10 protein-coding genes and 1 tRNA gene are annotated in these 17,649 nt (G+C 57.5%); 2 read left to right on the top strand and 9 right to left on the bottom strand.

Going from position 1 to position 17,649, the window contains the following annotated elements:
* Positions 1-8 precede the first annotated feature (8 nt).
* A complete protein-coding gene (locus J2Y70_RS07185) occupies positions 9-5,621 on the bottom strand; it encodes a DUF3320 domain-containing protein (protein ID WP_309915229.1) in 5,613 nt (1,870 codons plus the stop codon).
* 174 nt (positions 5,622-5,795) lie between these two features.
* Here J2Y70_RS07185 and J2Y70_RS07180 point away from each other — a divergent pair, with 174 nt between their 5' ends.
* On the top strand, positions 5,796-6,509 hold the full coding sequence (locus J2Y70_RS07180; RefSeq protein ID WP_230940312.1) for an abortive infection family protein: 714 nt from the start codon (positions 5,796-5,798) through the stop codon (positions 6,507-6,509).
* A gap of 399 nt (positions 6,510-6,908) precedes the next feature.
* Positions 6,909-7,649 carry a DNA/RNA non-specific endonuclease gene (locus J2Y70_RS07175; RefSeq protein ID WP_309915225.1) on the top strand — a complete coding sequence of 247 codons (741 nt, stop codon included), beginning with the start codon at positions 6,909-6,911 and terminating at the stop codon, positions 7,647-7,649.
* A 116-nt stretch (positions 7,650-7,765) separates the two neighbouring features.
* Here J2Y70_RS07175 and J2Y70_RS07170 read toward each other — a convergent pair whose 3' ends face one another.
* The 8 genes from J2Y70_RS07170 to csrA all read right to left on the bottom strand — a co-directional run bounded on the left by J2Y70_RS07170 (position 7,766) and on the right by csrA (position 17,554).
* Positions 7,766-8,098 (bottom strand): hypothetical protein, encoded by a 333-nt coding sequence (locus tag J2Y70_RS07170; RefSeq protein WP_309915222.1) that lies wholly within the window; start codon positions 8,096-8,098, stop codon positions 7,766-7,768.
* A 436-nt stretch (positions 8,099-8,534) separates the two neighbouring features.
* The gene (locus tag J2Y70_RS07165; RefSeq protein ID WP_309915219.1) at positions 8,535-9,383 is read right to left on the bottom strand and encodes a hypothetical protein; all 849 of its coding nucleotides are present in this window, start codon (positions 9,381-9,383) and stop codon (positions 8,535-8,537) included.
* A gap of 11 nt (positions 9,384-9,394) precedes the next feature.
* Positions 9,395-14,176 (bottom strand): RHS repeat-associated core domain-containing protein, encoded by a 4,782-nt coding sequence (locus J2Y70_RS07160; protein ID WP_309915216.1) that lies wholly within the window; start codon positions 14,174-14,176, stop codon positions 9,395-9,397.
* Positions 14,177-14,396: 220 nt separating this feature from the next.
* On the bottom strand, positions 14,397-14,801 hold the full coding sequence (locus J2Y70_RS07155; RefSeq protein ID WP_309915213.1) for an H-NS family nucleoid-associated regulatory protein: 405 nt from the start codon (positions 14,799-14,801) through the stop codon (positions 14,397-14,399).
* A gap of 277 nt (positions 14,802-15,078) precedes the next feature.
* On the bottom strand, positions 15,079-15,606 hold the full coding sequence (locus tag J2Y70_RS07150; protein WP_309915210.1) for a hypothetical protein: 528 nt from the start codon (positions 15,604-15,606) through the stop codon (positions 15,079-15,081).
* 22 nt (positions 15,607-15,628) lie between these two features.
* Positions 15,629-17,098 carry a site-specific integrase gene (locus tag J2Y70_RS07145; RefSeq protein ID WP_309915207.1) on the bottom strand — a complete coding sequence of 490 codons (1,470 nt, stop codon included), beginning with the start codon at positions 17,096-17,098 and terminating at the stop codon, positions 15,629-15,631.
* A 69-nt stretch (positions 17,099-17,167) separates the two neighbouring features.
* Positions 17,168-17,260 (bottom strand) — tRNA-Ser (locus J2Y70_RS07140).
* An 81-nt stretch (positions 17,261-17,341) separates the two neighbouring features.
* Positions 17,342-17,554, bottom strand: a complete 213-nt coding sequence (csrA, locus tag J2Y70_RS07135) for a carbon storage regulator CsrA (protein WP_263109581.1) — start codon at positions 17,552-17,554, stop codon at positions 17,342-17,344.
* Positions 17,555-17,649: the final 95 nt, after the last annotated feature.

The following is a 17,649-nucleotide window of genomic DNA, read 5'->3' as shown; positions in this document are numbered from 1 at the left end:
CAATGAGCTCACTCGTGAAGGAACAGCGTATCGAGCTTCTGCGCGAGAATCCCTTTTTCAACCAGAGCCTCACACCGATCCAGAATGAGCCGCCGCAGCTGCGGACTGGTGCTCCTGTAGCCGAACTTGCGAGACGCGTAGTGAACCAGCTCTTCGGGTTTAGCGCCCAAGTTCTCCCTGACGATTCCAACCACGGCGACATCCACTTCGCCTGGTGGCAAAAGCTCCGGACGGCGCAACGACAGCGAAGATACTTGGCTCCGATCGCGGACCTTCACCTCCCTGCCCTGGACCATCAGGAAAGCGCCATCGATAAGCCCGACGGTTCCTTGGCTCGCTGCCAAAGCAATGCCTTCATCAACTGCCTGCTGGATACGAGACCCCGCACGCTGCAAGCCCCAAAGCGTGCGTAGACGAGTCACCACCTCGCTTTTGTGGATGGGTCCCTCCACATCGACAATCTGAGTGACCAACTGCGCCATTTTTCCGGCCGGGCACATGTGAAGCTCAAACTGGGTGCTCGGGACGGCGAACTCGGCCTCAACGTATGCATCAGCCGCAGGCAGCGACTCCACGCCAACCAGCCCGATTTCTACGAACTCCCCTCTTTCCACCGACTCAAACTCTACGGGCACAGCACGACGCACAGGACTGATCTCCTTGTCGAAAGCATCAGGCTCCGCCTTGGCCGCCTCAATCGCGGCAATGAGCCTCTCCAGCTCTGCGTCGGGCCGATGGAACCAATCCGAACTCCAGATCCGGTAGACCTGCCATCCCTTGTCTCGAAGGACGCTCTCCCTCAATCGGTCGCGGTCCCGCGCACTCTTCGCATCCCGGTAAGACTGACCGTCGCACTCGATACCTAGGACGTAGCGGCCAGGGCGCTGAGGATCAGACACAGCGATGTCAACGAAGAAGCCTGCGATGCCTACATCCGTATGCAGGTCATACCCCCGAGACCTCAGTGCCGCTGCCACTTCCTGTTCGAACACGCTGTGCTTCACATCCCGTGCTTCCACGGCGGTGTTCAAGCGACCTGTGCGGGCGTAGTGGAGGAAGAGCTTCAAAGCCAACGTGCCCTTCCCCTTGCCACGCTCCGGGTCGATGTCCTCGTCAGAGATGGATGAAAACACCTCACAACGGGACTTCGCTCGGCTGATGAGCACGTTCAAGCGCCGCTCGCCGCCATCCTTGCTGACCGGGCCAAAGTTCATGGTGACCTGGCCGAGGCTGTCACGGCCATAGCCGATAGAGATGAAGATGACATCGCGCTCGTCGCCTTGGATGTTCTCAAGGCTCTTGACGAAGAACGGCTCGGAGGGATGACCAGCAAAGAACCCTTCCGTCTCAGGATGCTGCCTGCGCAGAACCTCTAGCTCGTCGAAGATGGCTCGGCGTTGCTGTGTCGAGAACGTCGCGATGCCGAGCGACAACTGAGGCGTCGTCTGAGCGTGCAACAACGCCGCCTGAGCCACCGCTTTGGCCTCCTTCGGATTGGTGCGCGTAAAGCCACGGTCGTAGACAGCTTCCGAGAGATGGTGGAAGCGCAGCCCCACACCCGCCTCGCTGTTGTAAGGGCTCGGCACAATGAACAGACGATTGTTGTAGAACTGGCTGTTCGACACCGCGATCAGAGATTGGTGGCGACTACGGTAGTGCCAACGCAACATGCGTTCTGGAAGCCCTCGTGCCCTACAAAGGCCGAGAATGCTCTCGACGTCCGCTGCCTGCGCACCGTCTTCGTCTTTGTCTGTGTCCGCTCCATCCCCCATGGCCTTCGCAAAGAAGCGGGTTGGCGGCAGCTGTCGCTCGTCTCCCACGATGACGAGCTGCTTAGCGCGAGCAATCGCACCGAGCGCGTCGATCGGCTGGACCTGGCTCGCCTCATCGATCACCAACATGTCGAAATCCAAGGCTCCCGGAGGCAAGAACTGAGCAACAGAGAGCGGGCTCATCATGAAGACGGGCTTGAGCGCCTGAATTGCTGGCGCACACTGCTGCATAAGTTGGCGAATGGGCTTGTGGCCCTTTTTCCTGGCCATCTCGCCCATCAGCACCGCCGTTGGACCGGTGGCGCCCCCTTGGCGTGGAATCTGCGAGTGATGGGTCTTAACCACCTGCCAGCGGGCCAGGTTCATGCGCTCGAGGTCCAGCTGCGCAAAGTTAGCGACTACCTGGGATTGTCGCTGGCCGTCGAAGTTTGCAAGCGACCGGTCTCGTTGCACCATGGCTTGAAGAACAGCCTCGTAGTAGGCGAGCTCAAATGTGCCCTTTGCGTCGCTGGGATCCATGGCGCCCTGACTGAGCTCATCGACAATAGAGCCTAGCCCCTTCTTCCGAGCATCGTTCGCGATCGCAAGATAGGCACCCCAGGCTCGTAGCCCTTCTGGGTCCGCCCGCCAGCGTGCAAGCTGGGTCGCCAAAGCCGAGAGTGGTGCCTGATTTGGATCCCGGCTGACGTCGGCGCTTCCCTCGAACTGAAGGCTGACGAGAAGATCCAAGAGATCGCTCGACAGGCGGCTTCCCGATTCGATGGACGCCTCACCCGCACGAAGCAACGCCTCCGGCTCGGCAGTTCTTGCAGCCAAGGCGCGCAACTCCGTATTGGCCAGCATCCAGCCCGCAATCCCACGCAGATCCCCCACTTTGGAAGCCAGTCCCTGCCAAAGCAGTCCAAACGCTTCCTGGCCCTCATTGGCGATAGCCTCGAAAGCTGCACGAGCAACCTGAGCCTCCCGGATGCGATCGATGGTTGAGAGCGCCCGTTCAACGGTCATCTCCGACGAACCCTGGAGCAGGAGCGACTGCGAATATGCGTCCTGCCATAGCGTCGTCTTCTCTACCAACAAGGTCAAAGGCACGCGCTTGACCACGACCTCCCCAGCCCAGGGATCCCGGTTGGCTGTCAGAAATTGTTCGTGTATGGGCGACAGTTCCCGAGAGATTTCCTCCAGCATCGGCTTAACGCGCCTGGCAATTTCGGTGGCGAGCACCTTATCCCCGATGTCCGCCAAACGTTCTCGGACGCCGCTCCCCAGTGGTCGCAGGGTGCGCATCCAGGCGACCACTCCCCTCAGGAAAGAAGCCTCGGATCGCTCCCGCTGCCAGTTGGTGCCGAAAGCTTCCAGCCCTTGTGCGTCGCGCTCTGCAATCTTCCGCTGAGCCGACTTAGCATCCAAAAGCACGTCCAACGAGCCGAGCATTTCCTCGGCTGGAAGCTTGGGTGACGAAAGCAAGGAGCGAATCAACTGATTCGAGCGACGCCAATCGCCGCTGAAGAACCGAAAGATGCTGGACCCACGAGTCGCCAAGTGACCTCGAGCTGTTTCGAGCTCAGCACTGTCTTTGCCCCAGGCCGACTCGCGGAATGTGGAGGCCAACGTGGTCTTGGCCTGTTGCACGGTCTCAACGGCCACGACGGTTTCTTCAACAACGTCGACGCCTCGATCCCATATGTGTGCCACCAGCGCGTCTCGATCGAGTTCCGGGACACTGGTTGCTCGCTCAGCGATGGCCACCAGCCGCATCGCGAGATCCAACGTGAGCGGCTCCTTTTCAGACAGGAGCTGACTCAAACGGCCCAGGTCTGGCGTGATGCCTTCCAGCTTGGTTTTGATCGCTGCGAGGACTGCTACTTCCTGCCCAAGAACGAATGAGGGCAACAGGCCTTGCAAGCGTTCCTGGGTTGGACCCCAAACAACATCCAGCGCCTGCTTCTCAGACAACGATATGGCCTCCGCAAGAGAACGCTGTGCGGCTTCCAATGCGTCACACTGAGCGGCAATACGCTCGGGTTCTTCCCAAATCGCTGAAGTCAAGGCGCTGGCGCCAATGCGAGGCGCCTCCACCAGCGCACGCGCCCGGCTCACGGCGCTACGGACATCATCGAAGCGTTCCGGCGACGGCAGGTCAAGCGCTTGATGGAGGCTGCTTGCAGCGTCCCGCCATTGCTCCAAGCGAACGGCCAAGGCAGCGACCAGCTCAATCAAGCGATCCCGCTCATTGGGGAGCAGCGCATCATTCCCTACCCCGCTCCACGCATGCTCGGCCGGCACGCCAATCTCTCCAATGCGCTGCACCAACTCCTGAAGCACAAGGTCCCTCACTTCCTTGTCGTGCGGAGCCCACTCCACAGGCCCGTCTAAAACAAAGCGTTGAGTCGTCAGCCCTTGCCGGCGCAGTCCGACCAGATGGCCAAACACTTGATACGGCGTCAGCTCGGACGGAAGGAGCGGCAAGTGCATGCGATGAGCATGAGCGTTAAGCACGTCACGCCGCTCAGTGAGCTGCTCAATGATGGGTTTGGTGTTCTCCCGCTTGGGATCGCCAAGGCTGAGCGTTTGACGGAGCTCTTCCAGCAATGTTCGCTTATTGGCTTTGTTGCTGTGCAGTTCCAGGCACGCCACGCCGACACCGACATGATCCAAGCGGCGCTTCACGACTTCCAACGCGGCCATCTTCTCCGCAACGAAGAGCACCTTCTTCTTCTCAGCAATGGCGGCAGAGATGATGTTTGCGATCGTCTGAGACTTGCCCGTTCCTGGCGGCCCTTGCACCAGGATGCTGTTGCCCCGCAGAACGTCATGGACAACAAGTGCCTGTGACGAGTCACAGTCGACAACGTGAAGCATCTTCTCGATAGAGATGATTTCATCGACGTTTGCGTCTTCGCTAGTGATTTCTGCGCCGGGGAACCCATCGGTCACCACGCCACGAAGAGACGCAATCGCCTGCATGCCGCCAGAGCTCTCCCACACCGCCGGATCCAGGTCGCGATACATCATGAACTTGGCGAAAGAGAACAAGCCAAGAACAGCATCGTTGGGGCAGACATCCCACCCGATGCGTCCTTCCGCCATCTCCTTCACAGAACCGATATACGCATCGATATCCAGGGTTTCGAATTCCTCAATGTTCGGCAAACGCAAGCCAAACTCGCGCTGCAAGAACAACTGAAGAGAGAGGTTCGCCTGGATGTCATCCCCGGACCACTTCAGGTGGAACTTCTCACCCGCTGTGCTGCGTTCGAGCTGGACAGGGATTAGAACCAGTGGCGCATAGCGATCAGTCTGCGGTGTAGACGTAGCACGCCACTTTAGATAGCCAACCGCAAGGTAGAGAACGTTGACGCCCTGCTCTTCTTGGAGGGTTCGTGAATCTGTGTAGAGGTCCAGCAAGCGCTTCTGCAACCCCGATGAGGTCAGCCTGGTCGACAGGTTGGCATCCCAGTGACTCAGGACGCGCCCTTCTTCGTCCAACTCGAAGTCAGGCTGCTCAACCAACGTCGGATCTTCCAGCTCATCCTCGAGATAGGTAATAGACTCAGATGGCAGATCGCCCAGTTCTAGACCCTCATCTTGCCCTTGCTGTGAAGAGTCTTGCTTGCCTGCGACGAAGGTGAAACGCTTGCCGTCCACGACCAAGGTTTGATACATGGCCTTGGCGAGTTCGTTTACGACCTCAATGGTGCGAGCACGGCCGCTGCGCGGCGTATGAAGAAGCCGATTGCGCGTAGACAAATCCAAGAGCTCAAGCCTGGCCCTCTCGATCTTGTCCTTCAGCGTTCCGCTGCCCCGAAGGGAGGAAGTCTCTTCCGTGCTTTGCACTGACACCTGATCCATCGCAATCCCTTCTGTGGAAGGGGGCGGAGGTGCCAACCAAACGCAGCGGTCGAAGTGCGCCGCCCCGAACGGCCCAGCCCTATAATGCGCGCAACGCCCCGCGCAATCCATACCGGGGCAAGCTGCCAGCGGGGGCGTATGGGCGAGCTTCGGAGCACCGAAATTTACTGGGTCGTGTCCAGCTACATCGGCGTGGAGGGCGGCTACCTTGGCGATTTCACCTACCGGACCCACAAAGAGTTCTACAGCGCCTACTGCGACGTGGACCTGGACCCGGAGGCTTTCCCTGGCAATACGACTCGCGAACGCTTCATCGCAGTCTTGACGGCGGCGCCTTCGCTCACACAAGCGGCGATCTTGCGCGGGATAGCAAGAAAATATCCTCCGGGAACCGAACACCAGCGGACCACCTCCGCTTATCAAAAGCTTCTCGCGCTGGCAAAGCGCTGCGCCGACGGCCTATCGGTAGAGGCCGTCAGCCCGCAAATCAGTAGCGAGCTGTTGCAGCGCGCCTTGACCGATGCGGCCACATTGATGGGCACGAGTGGCCCAACGCATGCGGTAGACCGCGTGCACACCGCGATGCACGCTTACCTCAAAGCGGTCTGCAGAGCCCAGGGCATCGAGATTCCGCCCGGCGCAACGATCACAAATCTATTCAAGTTGCTGCGGCAACAACACCCTCGCCTCAGTGATCTTGGCCCACAGCCCGACACCATGATCAAGGTGCTCACGTCCCTGAGCAATGTCATGGATTGCCTCAATCCAGCTAGAAACAACGCAAGCTTGGCTCACGCGAACGATGAGCTGCTTGAGCGCGATGAGGCGTGCCTGGTCATCAACTCCGCACGCACGATTTTTCAATACCTGGACGCGAAGCTTCGCTAACGACCAAGCAGAACTTCTCGCCGGCTGTCGTCCTCGCATGCCGCCGTGATAGCGACAGGACCGTGGCAACTGCAGAAGCGGGTCAGGCAGAAGCGTTTGCTTCACGGATGTTACTACCTCGAAGCATCTAGCTAACAATCGCCAGCACATGGAGCTTGGTCACAACTTGGCCAATCCGCGGTTGACCCCGGCGGCGCTCTGTTAGATATCTGTGATCACCGCGTGCCACTCCGTGGCAAAGGGGCGCGGTGGCTGTATCCCCCACCACACTGACCAACCGAGTCAGCTCTCGCTGTCTGCTTCACCTCCGTCAACTCGCGCGTCCCTCAACAGGCAACGGCCTCGTTCCTTGCCCGCGGGGTTCGTGCGTCCCCAAAAAACACATGGAGATGTGCCGCTATGCGATTCCGGATCTTCCTCGCCGTATTCTTGCTCACCACGTTCAGCGCTGCAGCGCAGGCCCAGGTCGTCACCCTCAACAAGGGTGGCTACACCCTGACCTACGATTGCACCGCCCACACGGCCACGCGTTACGAATACTCGCTCAACGCGGACACCGGCTCCGCGGCTCGCCCGTCCGATTTCAACCTCGACACCACACTCCCGAGCGGCTGCGGCGGCCAGACCTCCACCAAGTCCTACGCCAGCGTGCGCTCGGGCTACGACCGCGGCCACCTGGTCACATCCAACCACATGGACTACAACGCGACCTACATCGTTCGCGCCAACCTGATGTCCAACATCGTGCCGCAGGTGTCGGGCTTCAATCAGGGGATCTGGGTGCAGGCCGAGAACGTGGCCGAGTGCTACCGCGACATCAAGCCGGTGAAGGTCTACGGCGGCGTGGTCTTCGGCGACACGTCGAACGACTACTTCCTGTCCAGCCACGGCATCCGGACACCGGAATACTTCTGGAAGACCATCATCACCACCGACCCGAGCACGGGCGCTGAGAAGGCCATCAGCTGGATCATCCCGAACGAAACCGGGCTGGGTGCGCTGGACGACTACATCGTCTCGATCGCCGACCTGGAAGAGCTCATTGGCGCCAGCAACGTGGGCATCACGGCCTCGGCTACGGTGAAGAACATGCTGCCGGACTCGACGTGGGCGCTACCGAGCAACTGCGATCTGAGCTGAGCACGCGCCGGCTTCGCAGCGCGTTTCCTCGAAAGCCCTGGGTCACCACCTGGGGCTTTCTCTTTGCTCCCGTGGGGTAGCTCCAAACAGAGACCCGCTCAATCGGGAGCGTCCGCTCAACTGGTCGCGTCGCCCTTGAGCACGAGCAGCGGCTGCTTCGCGGCTGAGCCGATCGGCAGGCGGGATTCGGCGCCAGGAGTCACGACAATCACCGTGATGACGTCATCTTGAAGCGAGTTGATCTGGACAAATTTCAACCCCGCTTTCTCGAAGACGTATGCCTTGAACAGCGGCGACAGGCTGACGTTTTCCTTGCCGGGCGGCACGCGCTCCCCCATGCCCTCGATGACGTCGGCCGGGCTCAATGCAGGCTCCGCTGCCTTGGCGAGCGGGGACAACCCGGCGGCCATCATGGCCACGCCGATAGCTATTCCGGAGAAGGTTTTCATCGGTCGATCCTTGAGGTGTGCGGCCTAATAGACGCTACTGCTGGGCCGAAGGAGCCGCAAGCACCGCCCAAAGGCGTGGAAAAACCGTCTACAAGATTGGACAAATGCACCCCGAAGTCGCTGCCTCCAGCGCCTCGCTGGTCGATCTCGAAAGCCGCAATCCCGATCACGCGAAAAGCAAAGGCCCCGCATGCGGGGCCTTTGATCGTCGGCGCTTGAGTGGAGGTTCTGGCCTCCGTCCCCCTAGCCATGGCGGGTGAAGTGGCCTGGACGATGGGGCCAGTTTGGATTGGTGAGCTTTAAATACCTATCAGGTGAATTCGCACAGTGGCGTCAGAAAAACCTGAGAAGCACGACCCTTTCATTGGCTGAGCATGCATCGCCAGTCCGCTCCTACCCCTCTAGGCCCCCCGGACGATTCAAAGTTCTGATCACGTCAACAATCCTTTTTGGCTGGGCCACCGAAAAACCCCAGCTCGACCCATAACGCCAAAGCGCGCACAGCAATTTCTAGCGAGTGACTGTCTTCGTATTTGCCTAGACGCAGCGCCGCCAGTGACTGGACATCGGGCGGCATCATGATCGCCGCTTTCTTCTCACCCTTAACTCTCTTCTTGAAGACCAAGCTAAACTGCATTAAAGGCCAGTATCGAATGGTCGGCCACATATAAGTCAGGTATATCCGAGTGAGGGATGAAGGCTCCATCTGCGCCGAGATCTTGGCACCATCGCTTCCTACGCCAGAGAAGCGAAGCAACCCATCCTTTTCGCCGGCAACAGATAGCCCAATTTTCGCAAAGGCGTCCCTCGCCACCTCATTGAATATCTGCTTTCGCGCAATAACCGATTCCCCTCCTGTCAAATCGATAGCGGTTCCACGCGTGACGACACAGAGATTCTCAACCTCTTGTTCGACGCTTTCTTGATAGCCCCGCAGATGTGCAGATAGCATCTGTCCGAATTGTTCGGGAAAAAAACGCATGAGCAAATTCCGCTTTCGCAAGAAATCGAGAATAGGATCATCCAAGATAAGCCTAACAGCCTTATTCACCTCATCCCGAGAAGTGGCTTTCCCTTCCGCAAGTCGAAAGCCAAGCTCATTATCCCGTTCCTTAGCGGCAACAAAAAGTTCCGGAGAAGACTGATTTTCAATAAATTTATGGTAGCTATCGGGCCCAAAAATAGTCGCCGCGAGAGCCATCTCACCTTGAATACTAGAAAATCCCCGATCGACGAAAATTTCGTCAATCGGAGCTAGGCTTAGCTTTTCGTTTGAAATTTGCAAATGAAGATCTCTTATTTTTCCGGATACAACCGGTTTCCGAGTGTGGGCAACACATACCAAGGAGAGACGTTGTTCATGTCCCTCAAGGAACGATCAATCTCTTGACCCAAGGGGTAATCCACCAATTTCGCCCTATAAAAAACCAAGCCAGTATTACCAGGGTGCGTGTCGTGATAGAGGTTTAATTCATAGACTTGACGCAGAAATCCCCTGCCAACCTGGATGGTTCCAAGATACTCGCCTTCGCTGAAGAGCCCGCTGGTCGACTGACCGGCAGTCCAGCCGGTGCACATCTTACTCTTCTCGTCTGTGATGGGCCTGTTCGCAGATTCCAAGTAACGAGCTATCTGAGGCTGTGCTATCCGGCGGTACAGCTCTGCGTTATCACGATTCGAGATTGGCTTCAACTCAAAGACAGTCTTGCTGAATGGATCATAAGCGTCAGGGCGGCCGCTCCCAAAGGTCCCCAAATACGTGTCGTTGGCACCGTATCCCATGCTAGTGACTTTTGCACTAAAAAGATAATGAGCCGCTGTCCCCACCATCAGCTTACTCCACCAGCCGGGGACCTCATCACCCGCCCACTCCCACTCCAACCCAAACGGATCGGCCGCCGAAAACGGCTGAGAACCGGCATAGCTGAATGTGGAAATACCTCCATCTAGCCCTATTGGATCGGATTGAATGTAACGACCGCTAACCGGATCATAATCCCGAAATGCGTTTTGATTAAGACCACTGGCGGAGTCATACAGCTGACCCGGATAGCGCATGTCCAGAGAAAATCCAGCCCCGTCCATGTCCGGATCTTCGTTTGGAGGACTCACCCCAAAGGACTCGCCCATCAAATCCCACTTCCATACCGCCTTATCCTGCGCAGGATCAATGACGACCCGTGGGGAGCCGAGATGATCTGCCTCCACATACTTCAAACGATTGGTTGAAGCACTGCTGCCTTGGAGCAGACCAACCGGTTGGTCGTCAAGCCAGATCGCTTGCTGGATGGCTTGCCCGGCACCATCGAAGTCACCTAGCCAATGACCCGCAGGATCGTAAAGCCGGTGAACTGCGCCACTTGCAGTGGTGCGCTTCACCTGCTGGCCATGCCCGTTATAGACGTATGATCCACGCACGGCACCGCCGGATTTGGATTCGGACATCCGACCAGCGTCGTTGTAGATGAACTCTTTCGAAGTTCCCCCAATCGAAGTCGTGTTACCAGAGCTGTCGTAGGACCGCGCCTGACCAGCGATGCTCGATAGCCGATTGGTGTTTGCCTGATACGAGTAGGCCTGGTTTCCGGCAGCTGTTAACAGCCCGGAACGATTTCCAACCGCGTCATAAGAATAGGACTCGATCGAAACGCCCGTCGCGCCGTCTCGGAAGTGCGCGAGTCGTCCTACCCCATCGTAGTCCAGCGTAGCGCGCTGCGCCGTTCCGGCGGCATATCCAAGCCCAACCAAGCGTCCTGATGCGTCATAGCTTAGGCCGACGTCAATGCCGCCGTTCCCAGCGTCCCTGATCGATTTCGCTCTATAACTGCTGTCAAAGGTCCGCGACAAAGCTCTGCCGTTGCCGTATGACCAGCCGGTAGCGGGTCCGAAGGGCGCGTAAGTCACATCCTCAACCAGCGTTTCCACGCCGAAGCTGAGCATATCGACACTGAGCGCGGATACACGCCCCTGCGGTCCGTAGGCATAGTTAACGATTGAGCCGTCTGGATAGGTTCTCGAAGATATTCTTCCCGTGGCGTCGTAGGCGTCTACGAAACTAAGAAGCGTGCCGTCACTTGCAGTGAAAGACGTCCGCACTAGGTCTCCGAAACTGTTATAGCAGTATTTCGTCTCGCCACTCTGGTCCAGCATACGACTTAATCTTCCCACGGCGAATGTCTCCGCCTGAGCGCAGCTATTCTGCACTTCGTCATACACATACTGGATTAAAGCGTCGCTACCGGCCTTTACTGAGGTCAGACGGTTGAGCGCATCAAAAGTTCGGGTTGTAACGACTCCACGCGCGTCAGTGGTCTCAATCCTATTGCCCGCAGCATCTACGCCATGTGTGGTAACGCCAGTGTCCGGGCTCTCAAGTCCGACAGAATCACCCAGCGTATTGAACGAGTAAGTTGTGGTCAGTCCGTTGGGATCCTTCACCGAGTCCAGGTTGCCCAACGGATCGTAATGGTAGTCTGTTTTCTGATTAAGACCCGTCGCGTCCTTTACAGCCTGAGTCAGTCGTCCTAACGCATCGTAGTGCCGTTCATCGACTATGTTCAAGGCCGACGTGGTAGAGGTCAGCCGCCCCTCTGCGTCATACCCCAACTCGGTGGCGTTGCCATCATGATCTGCCTGGGTCACAGCCTGACCCAACGAGTTGTAGATCGTGGAATTCTGACGACGCACCACGTTGTTGCTGTCGGTTACGGTCTCCTGGATACGATTTCCATCGTTGTCCAATGTGTAGGCAAGCTGTGCCCCGGAATTGTCAGTAACCTTTATCAGGCGCCAAGCGGCGTCGTAGTCGAACTTTCTCCAAGTGCCATCCGGGCTTGTAATTTTCTTAACTTCCCCGGTTGGCCAATACTCATATAGCGTGACCCGATCATACGATGACGCCGCGCCTTGGGCCCGAACGGTGACGGAGGATATGTTGCCTCTCGGCGTATACGTTGTGAATGTCACAACCCCGTTTCTGTCTTTGGCTGATGTCACGCGCCCCATTGGGTCGTAAGAAAGCATCTCGGTGCTTTGCCCCAGAGCATTGACCACCTTCCATAGATCGCCCTTGCGATAAGAGCAAGCACCACCGGTCGAGCAAGAAGGATCGTCGGACGCATAGTAGAGATACTGCGTGACATCGTTCACATCGAGGCGCGGACCATCAATCGCCTTGAGCAGCCCCAAAAGCGGGCAGTTGCCAGCCGCTGCAACATCCGCAGCCTCACAGTAGGAGTAGATGGTGGTTCTTTCTCCCACCCCGCCTGCACCGATCTGGCTTGCCGCTATCAGTTGGAGCCTGCCATTTCTGATGAATTCGGTTGACCCGCCACCATCCTGCACGCTCGCCACGCGATTTGACTGGTCCATGATGCGTTCGACGACAACACGCTCTGACGGCGTCCCCGCAGCCTCGGTTCTGCTCTGCAAGCGGTAGCTCGTCCCATTTACGGACTCTGACGAATACTCATAGTTGGTCACGATCCCCGATCGACTAGTCGATGAGGATAGGCGCCCCGCGTTCGGGCTATTTGTGCCGAAATATGAATATGCCCGCGTTCCCGCCGAGTCAGCGATCGAGGTTATCTGCCGAGATCCTCCCACCGTGGTAATTGCGTAGGTTTCAACTTCACCCAACGCATTGGTGACCTGAGCACCACTTGGCGTGTAGGTGATGGAGGTCGCCCCGACACCGCCCGCCAGGTTGCTGCTTATTGCGCGCCCCTTTGCATCATAGGTGAATGTGCTTTTTCTTGATCCAGACTCGTCGGTGATTCCAGTCAAATGGCCTGGGAAGCGGCTGTCCTCATAGTGGTAGACGCGTGAGCTGCCGTCGGGGTATGACACCGACTGGAGGATCCGATCCGCATAGACGAAGGTCGCCAAGACCACCCCCGAGGATTCGATCGACGTAATCAATGCACCGCTCGAATCGTCGCTATACTTATATTCTATATACCTACCCTGCCCAGAGTGGATCTTCCAGAGCCTCGAGTATTGGTCATACTCGTAATTGAGAGTCTGTCCGTTTTCCTGGACAAACGACTGCAAGCGTCGACTCTGGTCAAACTGATAAACTCCCGAGGCCCTTCTCAGATCCCAGCCCGTGCTCGACGAGACCAATACATCTCCGCTTCCGTCAGTGGCAGAGTAGCTCGTGCTGTCTACTGGCGCGAAGGTGGTTGTGTAGCCCGCACCATTGACTAGGACGGCGCTAGCTGTGGTTACGTTTAGTCTTAATCTATGACTGTCCGACCAGCCGGGACCGTAGGCGCCAGCCTGGGTTGAGTAGCCCGAGTGGTAGGATCGAGTTAGGTCGATCCAGGCCAAACTTGCGTCACTCTCCTGCTCTACTTGCTCCCCCGTCTTGATATCGCAAGGGTCGCCTACCTGGGCACTCGGCGCGCCTTTGTCAGCTTGGCATTCGGATTTCTGGGTGACGATTGATGCGACGGCCCATTCGTTTACGCAGCCGCCGAACGCGTTCTTCCAGTTGGTAAAGTATTGTTGCGGCGGACAGTCGTAATATCTAGTCCGCACAAGTTGCATGTCATCTTGCCACAGCTCGCAATCCTCTCCTGAGTAACGTGTCAAAGTGTAATCTTTGTTCTGCGCCTGGCCTCCGTTCGTGCCATCAGAATCGGTCATATACCAGTCACTGGTTAACTGGATACTCGGATATGGGCACGTCGGCTCATTGGAGTATGTTATATCCAGCTGCTCTTGCAGTGCTTCCTGCTCAGTTGGCCAAGAGTTGGACATCTGATAGGACCATTCTTTATCATTGGGTTGCTTTATCCCAATCCAATAATTGATCTTAATGAGTCCTTGCCCCACATCCTCAACACCCCTTATCTCTTTAACATAAGAGAATATCCCATCATAAAATGATACGGGCACGGGAATAGTCGAGATGGCCGCCTCAGCTTCTTGCTGTGTTTTGTATATGCCAACTTGCTGTCCGTTAAAATCATAAAGAGTGAAAGTCTGATCACTCTCTTGCGCTAAGCCCGTCTGAGCGACAAGCAAAAGCATTAATGAAATGACAGTCAATGCCGCATTCTTGATCTTGTTCATCGCAACTCCTTTTTGCGAAGTGCCCCGTTCGATCAATTGAGATCGATAGAACAGCGCTCCTAGCAATCCATGCCATTCGGCGGGCTTAACCGCCTCTAGTGTTATCACGCTCGCGCTCGAGGATCAAGTGACCATTGTCGCATTACGAAGCGCCACACAGCCTGTCCGCAAAAAAACCCCGAGCTGATCGGGGCTTTTCGTCTACCACCTGCTGAGAAGATCAGCCCGGATACTTCGGGAACTTCTCGTCCGGGTGGCTAGCCTTCCACTGCTTGTAAGCCGCGGTGCCCTCCCAAGCCGTGAAGGCGCGCGGAGGACGGCCACGACCGCTCCAGGTCTCGTGGGTATGGGGCAGCCAATACTTGGGGGCGACTTCCTTCTTGGCCTGGGTCGGGGCAGCCTTGCGGCCACGGCCAGGGCTGCTGGCGCCAATGGCCACCGCCAGCTCGGCCTTCTGCTTCGGGGTGAAGTAGTCGCTGTATTGGCTCAGCAGGCCCGTGATTTCCGCGACAGCGGCGGCGGCCTGTTCTTGGCGGAGAGCCTGCTCCTGCTCTTCAAGCTTGCGGAGCTGCTCTTGGATCTTGGATTTAGCACTGGAGATGGTTGCGAGAGACGATTGGGTCATTGGTAATTTGACAAAGCCAAAATTCGATCTATTAAAGCCTACCCGCACTGAGAGATGGCTGCAATGACAATCGAAGAGTTCTGGAATCGCGCCTTCTTGGCTGCCTTAACGAGGCTCCCTGTTGAACAAGCGAGAGCTGAGGCCGACGCTGCCACTGATGTATGCATACATCAGTGGCAGAGCAATATTTATCGAGATGCCCCGTTGCGCCCATCAAGGTGGCAGGACCAACAAATCGGAAGTATCCCTCGAATTTGGCCCGTCGGAAGCAAGGTGACTACCGCCTCGGAGTCAAATCCAACCTCGGCGGCAGCGGATTACCAATCCTCTTAACATCAGCGGGGATCATTGCGCCAGTTGACAAAGCCAAGGCCGTGCTCCATGCCAGATTTAATGAAGAGCATGAAAACAAAGCAACTGAATTTGAGCTTTGCAGGACAAGGAACCTTCTTGGGGATTTAAATATGATTCCATTTTTCCCATAAAATAAAACTTCATACACTGAAATTCCAGCCAAGGCATCTACAACCCCCAAACTCACCAACTCTTCAAATACTCCTCTTTCGAATCCCTCATATATCTCAAAATCAACCTGAGCCTCATCATCTACAAGCTTCTGGCCCCAGTCCCAATCTGTAAGCATCCCACCTGACTGCAACTTACGGTAGTGCTTTATGATTTGAAAGGGAGAGTGAGGCGCCACCATCCATTGATTGCAACTAAACTGATCAAAGGTGGCAGCGCCCGACGTATCAATCTTTCTAATTTCCAGGCCTACACATTTTTCATTTCCGCTACCACTCATTAATCACCTCGCGCCTTGGTCATCATGATTTTCCTAATACTTCCAATTTTAACTCGTGGGAAATGGACCAATTCATCGCCGGATGGCAGGCCTCAGCCAGCGCCCTCGGACTGAACTCCGTCTCATACGCATGGGCATGCTCCTGCCGGTCCGACAGCTCATGCCCGGTGTATTCCTCCCGCATCTCTCGATGGACCCCAGCGGCTTTCAGCGCGCCGATGACGGTGTCCCGGAAGCTGTGGTGCCCCACCCTGCCACCTCCACGCGCCTTGATGCCCAGCTTGACCAGGTAGCGTGAGAAGGCGTGCTGGGTCCGGCCGGCCGGACCGTTCTTGGCGTCGAAGCTGAGTTCGGGGAAGAGCTTGGTCTCGCCGGCGGCCTTCAGGCGCGCCACACGCTCCCAGAGGCCCAACTTGATGAGGTCCGGGTGCACGGGGGTCTTCCGATCGCTGGCATCGGTCTTAAGGCTTTTGTCCTCGCCCATCCAGGTGAAGTGGAAGATGGGGATGCCGTCCTCCTCTCGGCAGTCCTCCAGCTCCAACCGGGCCACCTCGTTGGAGCGTGCGCCGGTGTAGAGCAGGATGAGCGGGAGCCACCGCGCCGCGTCGCCCTTCAACTGCTTGAAGTTCTCCGGGTCGAAGATGCGCTTGACCTGGTCCGGGGTGAATGCCTGCGAGCCATGGCTCTTCGCCCGCTGCTTCTTCAGCTGCTTGGGCACGGAGGCGTGCCCGGAAGCCGGGTTGTCGCCCTGGGGGTAGTGGCCGGCCGTCTGCGCCCACTTGATGAAATCTGCGCAGGCCGAGAACCGGTTGGTGATGTAGGTGATGACCCGCTTCTGCACGGTCTCATGTAGGAACCACTCCGAGAAGTCGGTCCGCGTCAGTTCCTTCAGCATTACCGGCTGCTTGCCCTTGCCCTTGCGCTGGCTCGCCAGGAAGGCCTCCAGGTCCTTCAGGGCCCTGGTTTTCTGAACGATGGTCTTGGCGGTGTTCTTGCCCTGGATGCTGACCAGATACTTGTCGCGCGCATCTGCGAGGGTCAGGCCGACAGGGCGAGCCTCACCGATGGGCTTGACGACCCTGCGCGGCGGGAATGGCGCCAGCGCGGGCACCGAGTGCTGCGCCGCCAGTTGCTTGAACAGCGACAGGTCCTTGTCGTCGTTGATCTCCACCTGACCGAACGAGGCCCCGCCCGGCAGCTTCACGTCCTTGAGGATCAGCTCGAGCGACGACGTGCCCTCCAGGCTCCTCAAGAGCTCATCCAGCTCCGATCCCATGCTGCCGTTCCTGATGGCTGCGAAGGCTCGAGCATAGCGCTGCTGCAGCAGCAACGCGTAGCCAAGCGCGGCGCGATCGCACGTCGTGCCGGTGCTGCGCTTGACGACCTTGCGGCCGAAGCGCGCCTGCAGATCCGCAGGAATGCGCAAACGAACGTAGTAGCGGCCGGTCTCGCCGCGGGTGAGGTAGTGCGCTACTCGCATGGAAGTGTCCAAGCGAGTGTCCAAGGTGGTCGAAAATAAAAACGCCCGCAAACCATTGATTTGCGGGCGTTTCCTTGACACTGGCGGAGTGAGAGGGATTCGAACCCTCGATAGAGCTTTTGACCCTATACTCCCTTAGCAGGGGAGCCCCTTCAGCCGCTCGGGCATCACTCCGGATTCATGCGTTGCGGATATTCCGCGACCGGGCGCGAAGGATAACGGTTTGTAGGGTCTCAGGTAAACCCTTTCGACGCATCAATCGGCAGATTGATCGCCATGGCCGCCGCCGTGCGAGGTCGGCTCATCGCCGCGCTGGATGCGCTGATAGATCTCTTCGCGATGCACCGCCACATCCTTCGGCGCGGTGATGCCGATGCGCACTTGATTGCCTTTGACCCCAAGCACCGTCACGGTGACCGAATCGCCGATCATCAAGGTTTCGCCTACCCGGCGAGTCAGGATCAACATGTTTTAAATTCTCCAGGGAACCGGTGATTCCCACCGGTACGGCGTCCGACTCGGGCGCCCCATAACGAAAGGGAAAAGAAGATCGATGTTAAGGG

Origin of the sequence: Xanthomonas sp. 1678, from assembly GCF_031455575.1 — a bacterium.
Lineage (GTDB): Bacteria > Pseudomonadota > Gammaproteobacteria > Xanthomonadales > Xanthomonadaceae > Xanthomonas_A.
This window is presented reverse-complemented; position numbering and strand designations above follow the sequence as displayed.

Bases quoted from the DNA above. Each gene is read 5' to 3' on its own strand.
- J2Y70_RS07185 (WP_309915229.1), bottom strand. From the start codon at position 5,621: ATGGATCAGGTGTCAGTGCAAAGCACGGAAGAGACTTCCTCCCTTCGG.
- J2Y70_RS07175 (WP_309915225.1), top strand. From the start codon at position 6,909: ATGCGATTCCGGATCTTCCTCGCCGTATTCTTGCTCACCACGTTCAGC.
- J2Y70_RS07170 (WP_309915222.1), bottom strand. From the start codon at position 8,098: ATGAAAACCTTCTCCGGAATAGCTATCGGCGTGGCCATGATGGCCGCC.
- J2Y70_RS07160 (WP_309915216.1), bottom strand. From the start codon at position 14,176: ATGAACAAGATCAAGAATGCGGCATTGACTGTCATTTCATTAATGCTT.
- J2Y70_RS07155 (WP_309915213.1), bottom strand. From the start codon at position 14,801: ATGACCCAATCGTCTCTCGCAACCATCTCCAGTGCTAAATCCAAGATC.
- J2Y70_RS07150 (WP_309915210.1), bottom strand. From the start codon at position 15,606: ATGAGTGGTAGCGGAAATGAAAAATGTGTAGGCCTGGAAATTAGAAAG.
- csrA (WP_263109581.1), bottom strand. From the start codon at position 17,554: ATGTTGATCCTGACTCGCCGGGTAGGCGAAACCTTGATGATCGGCGAT.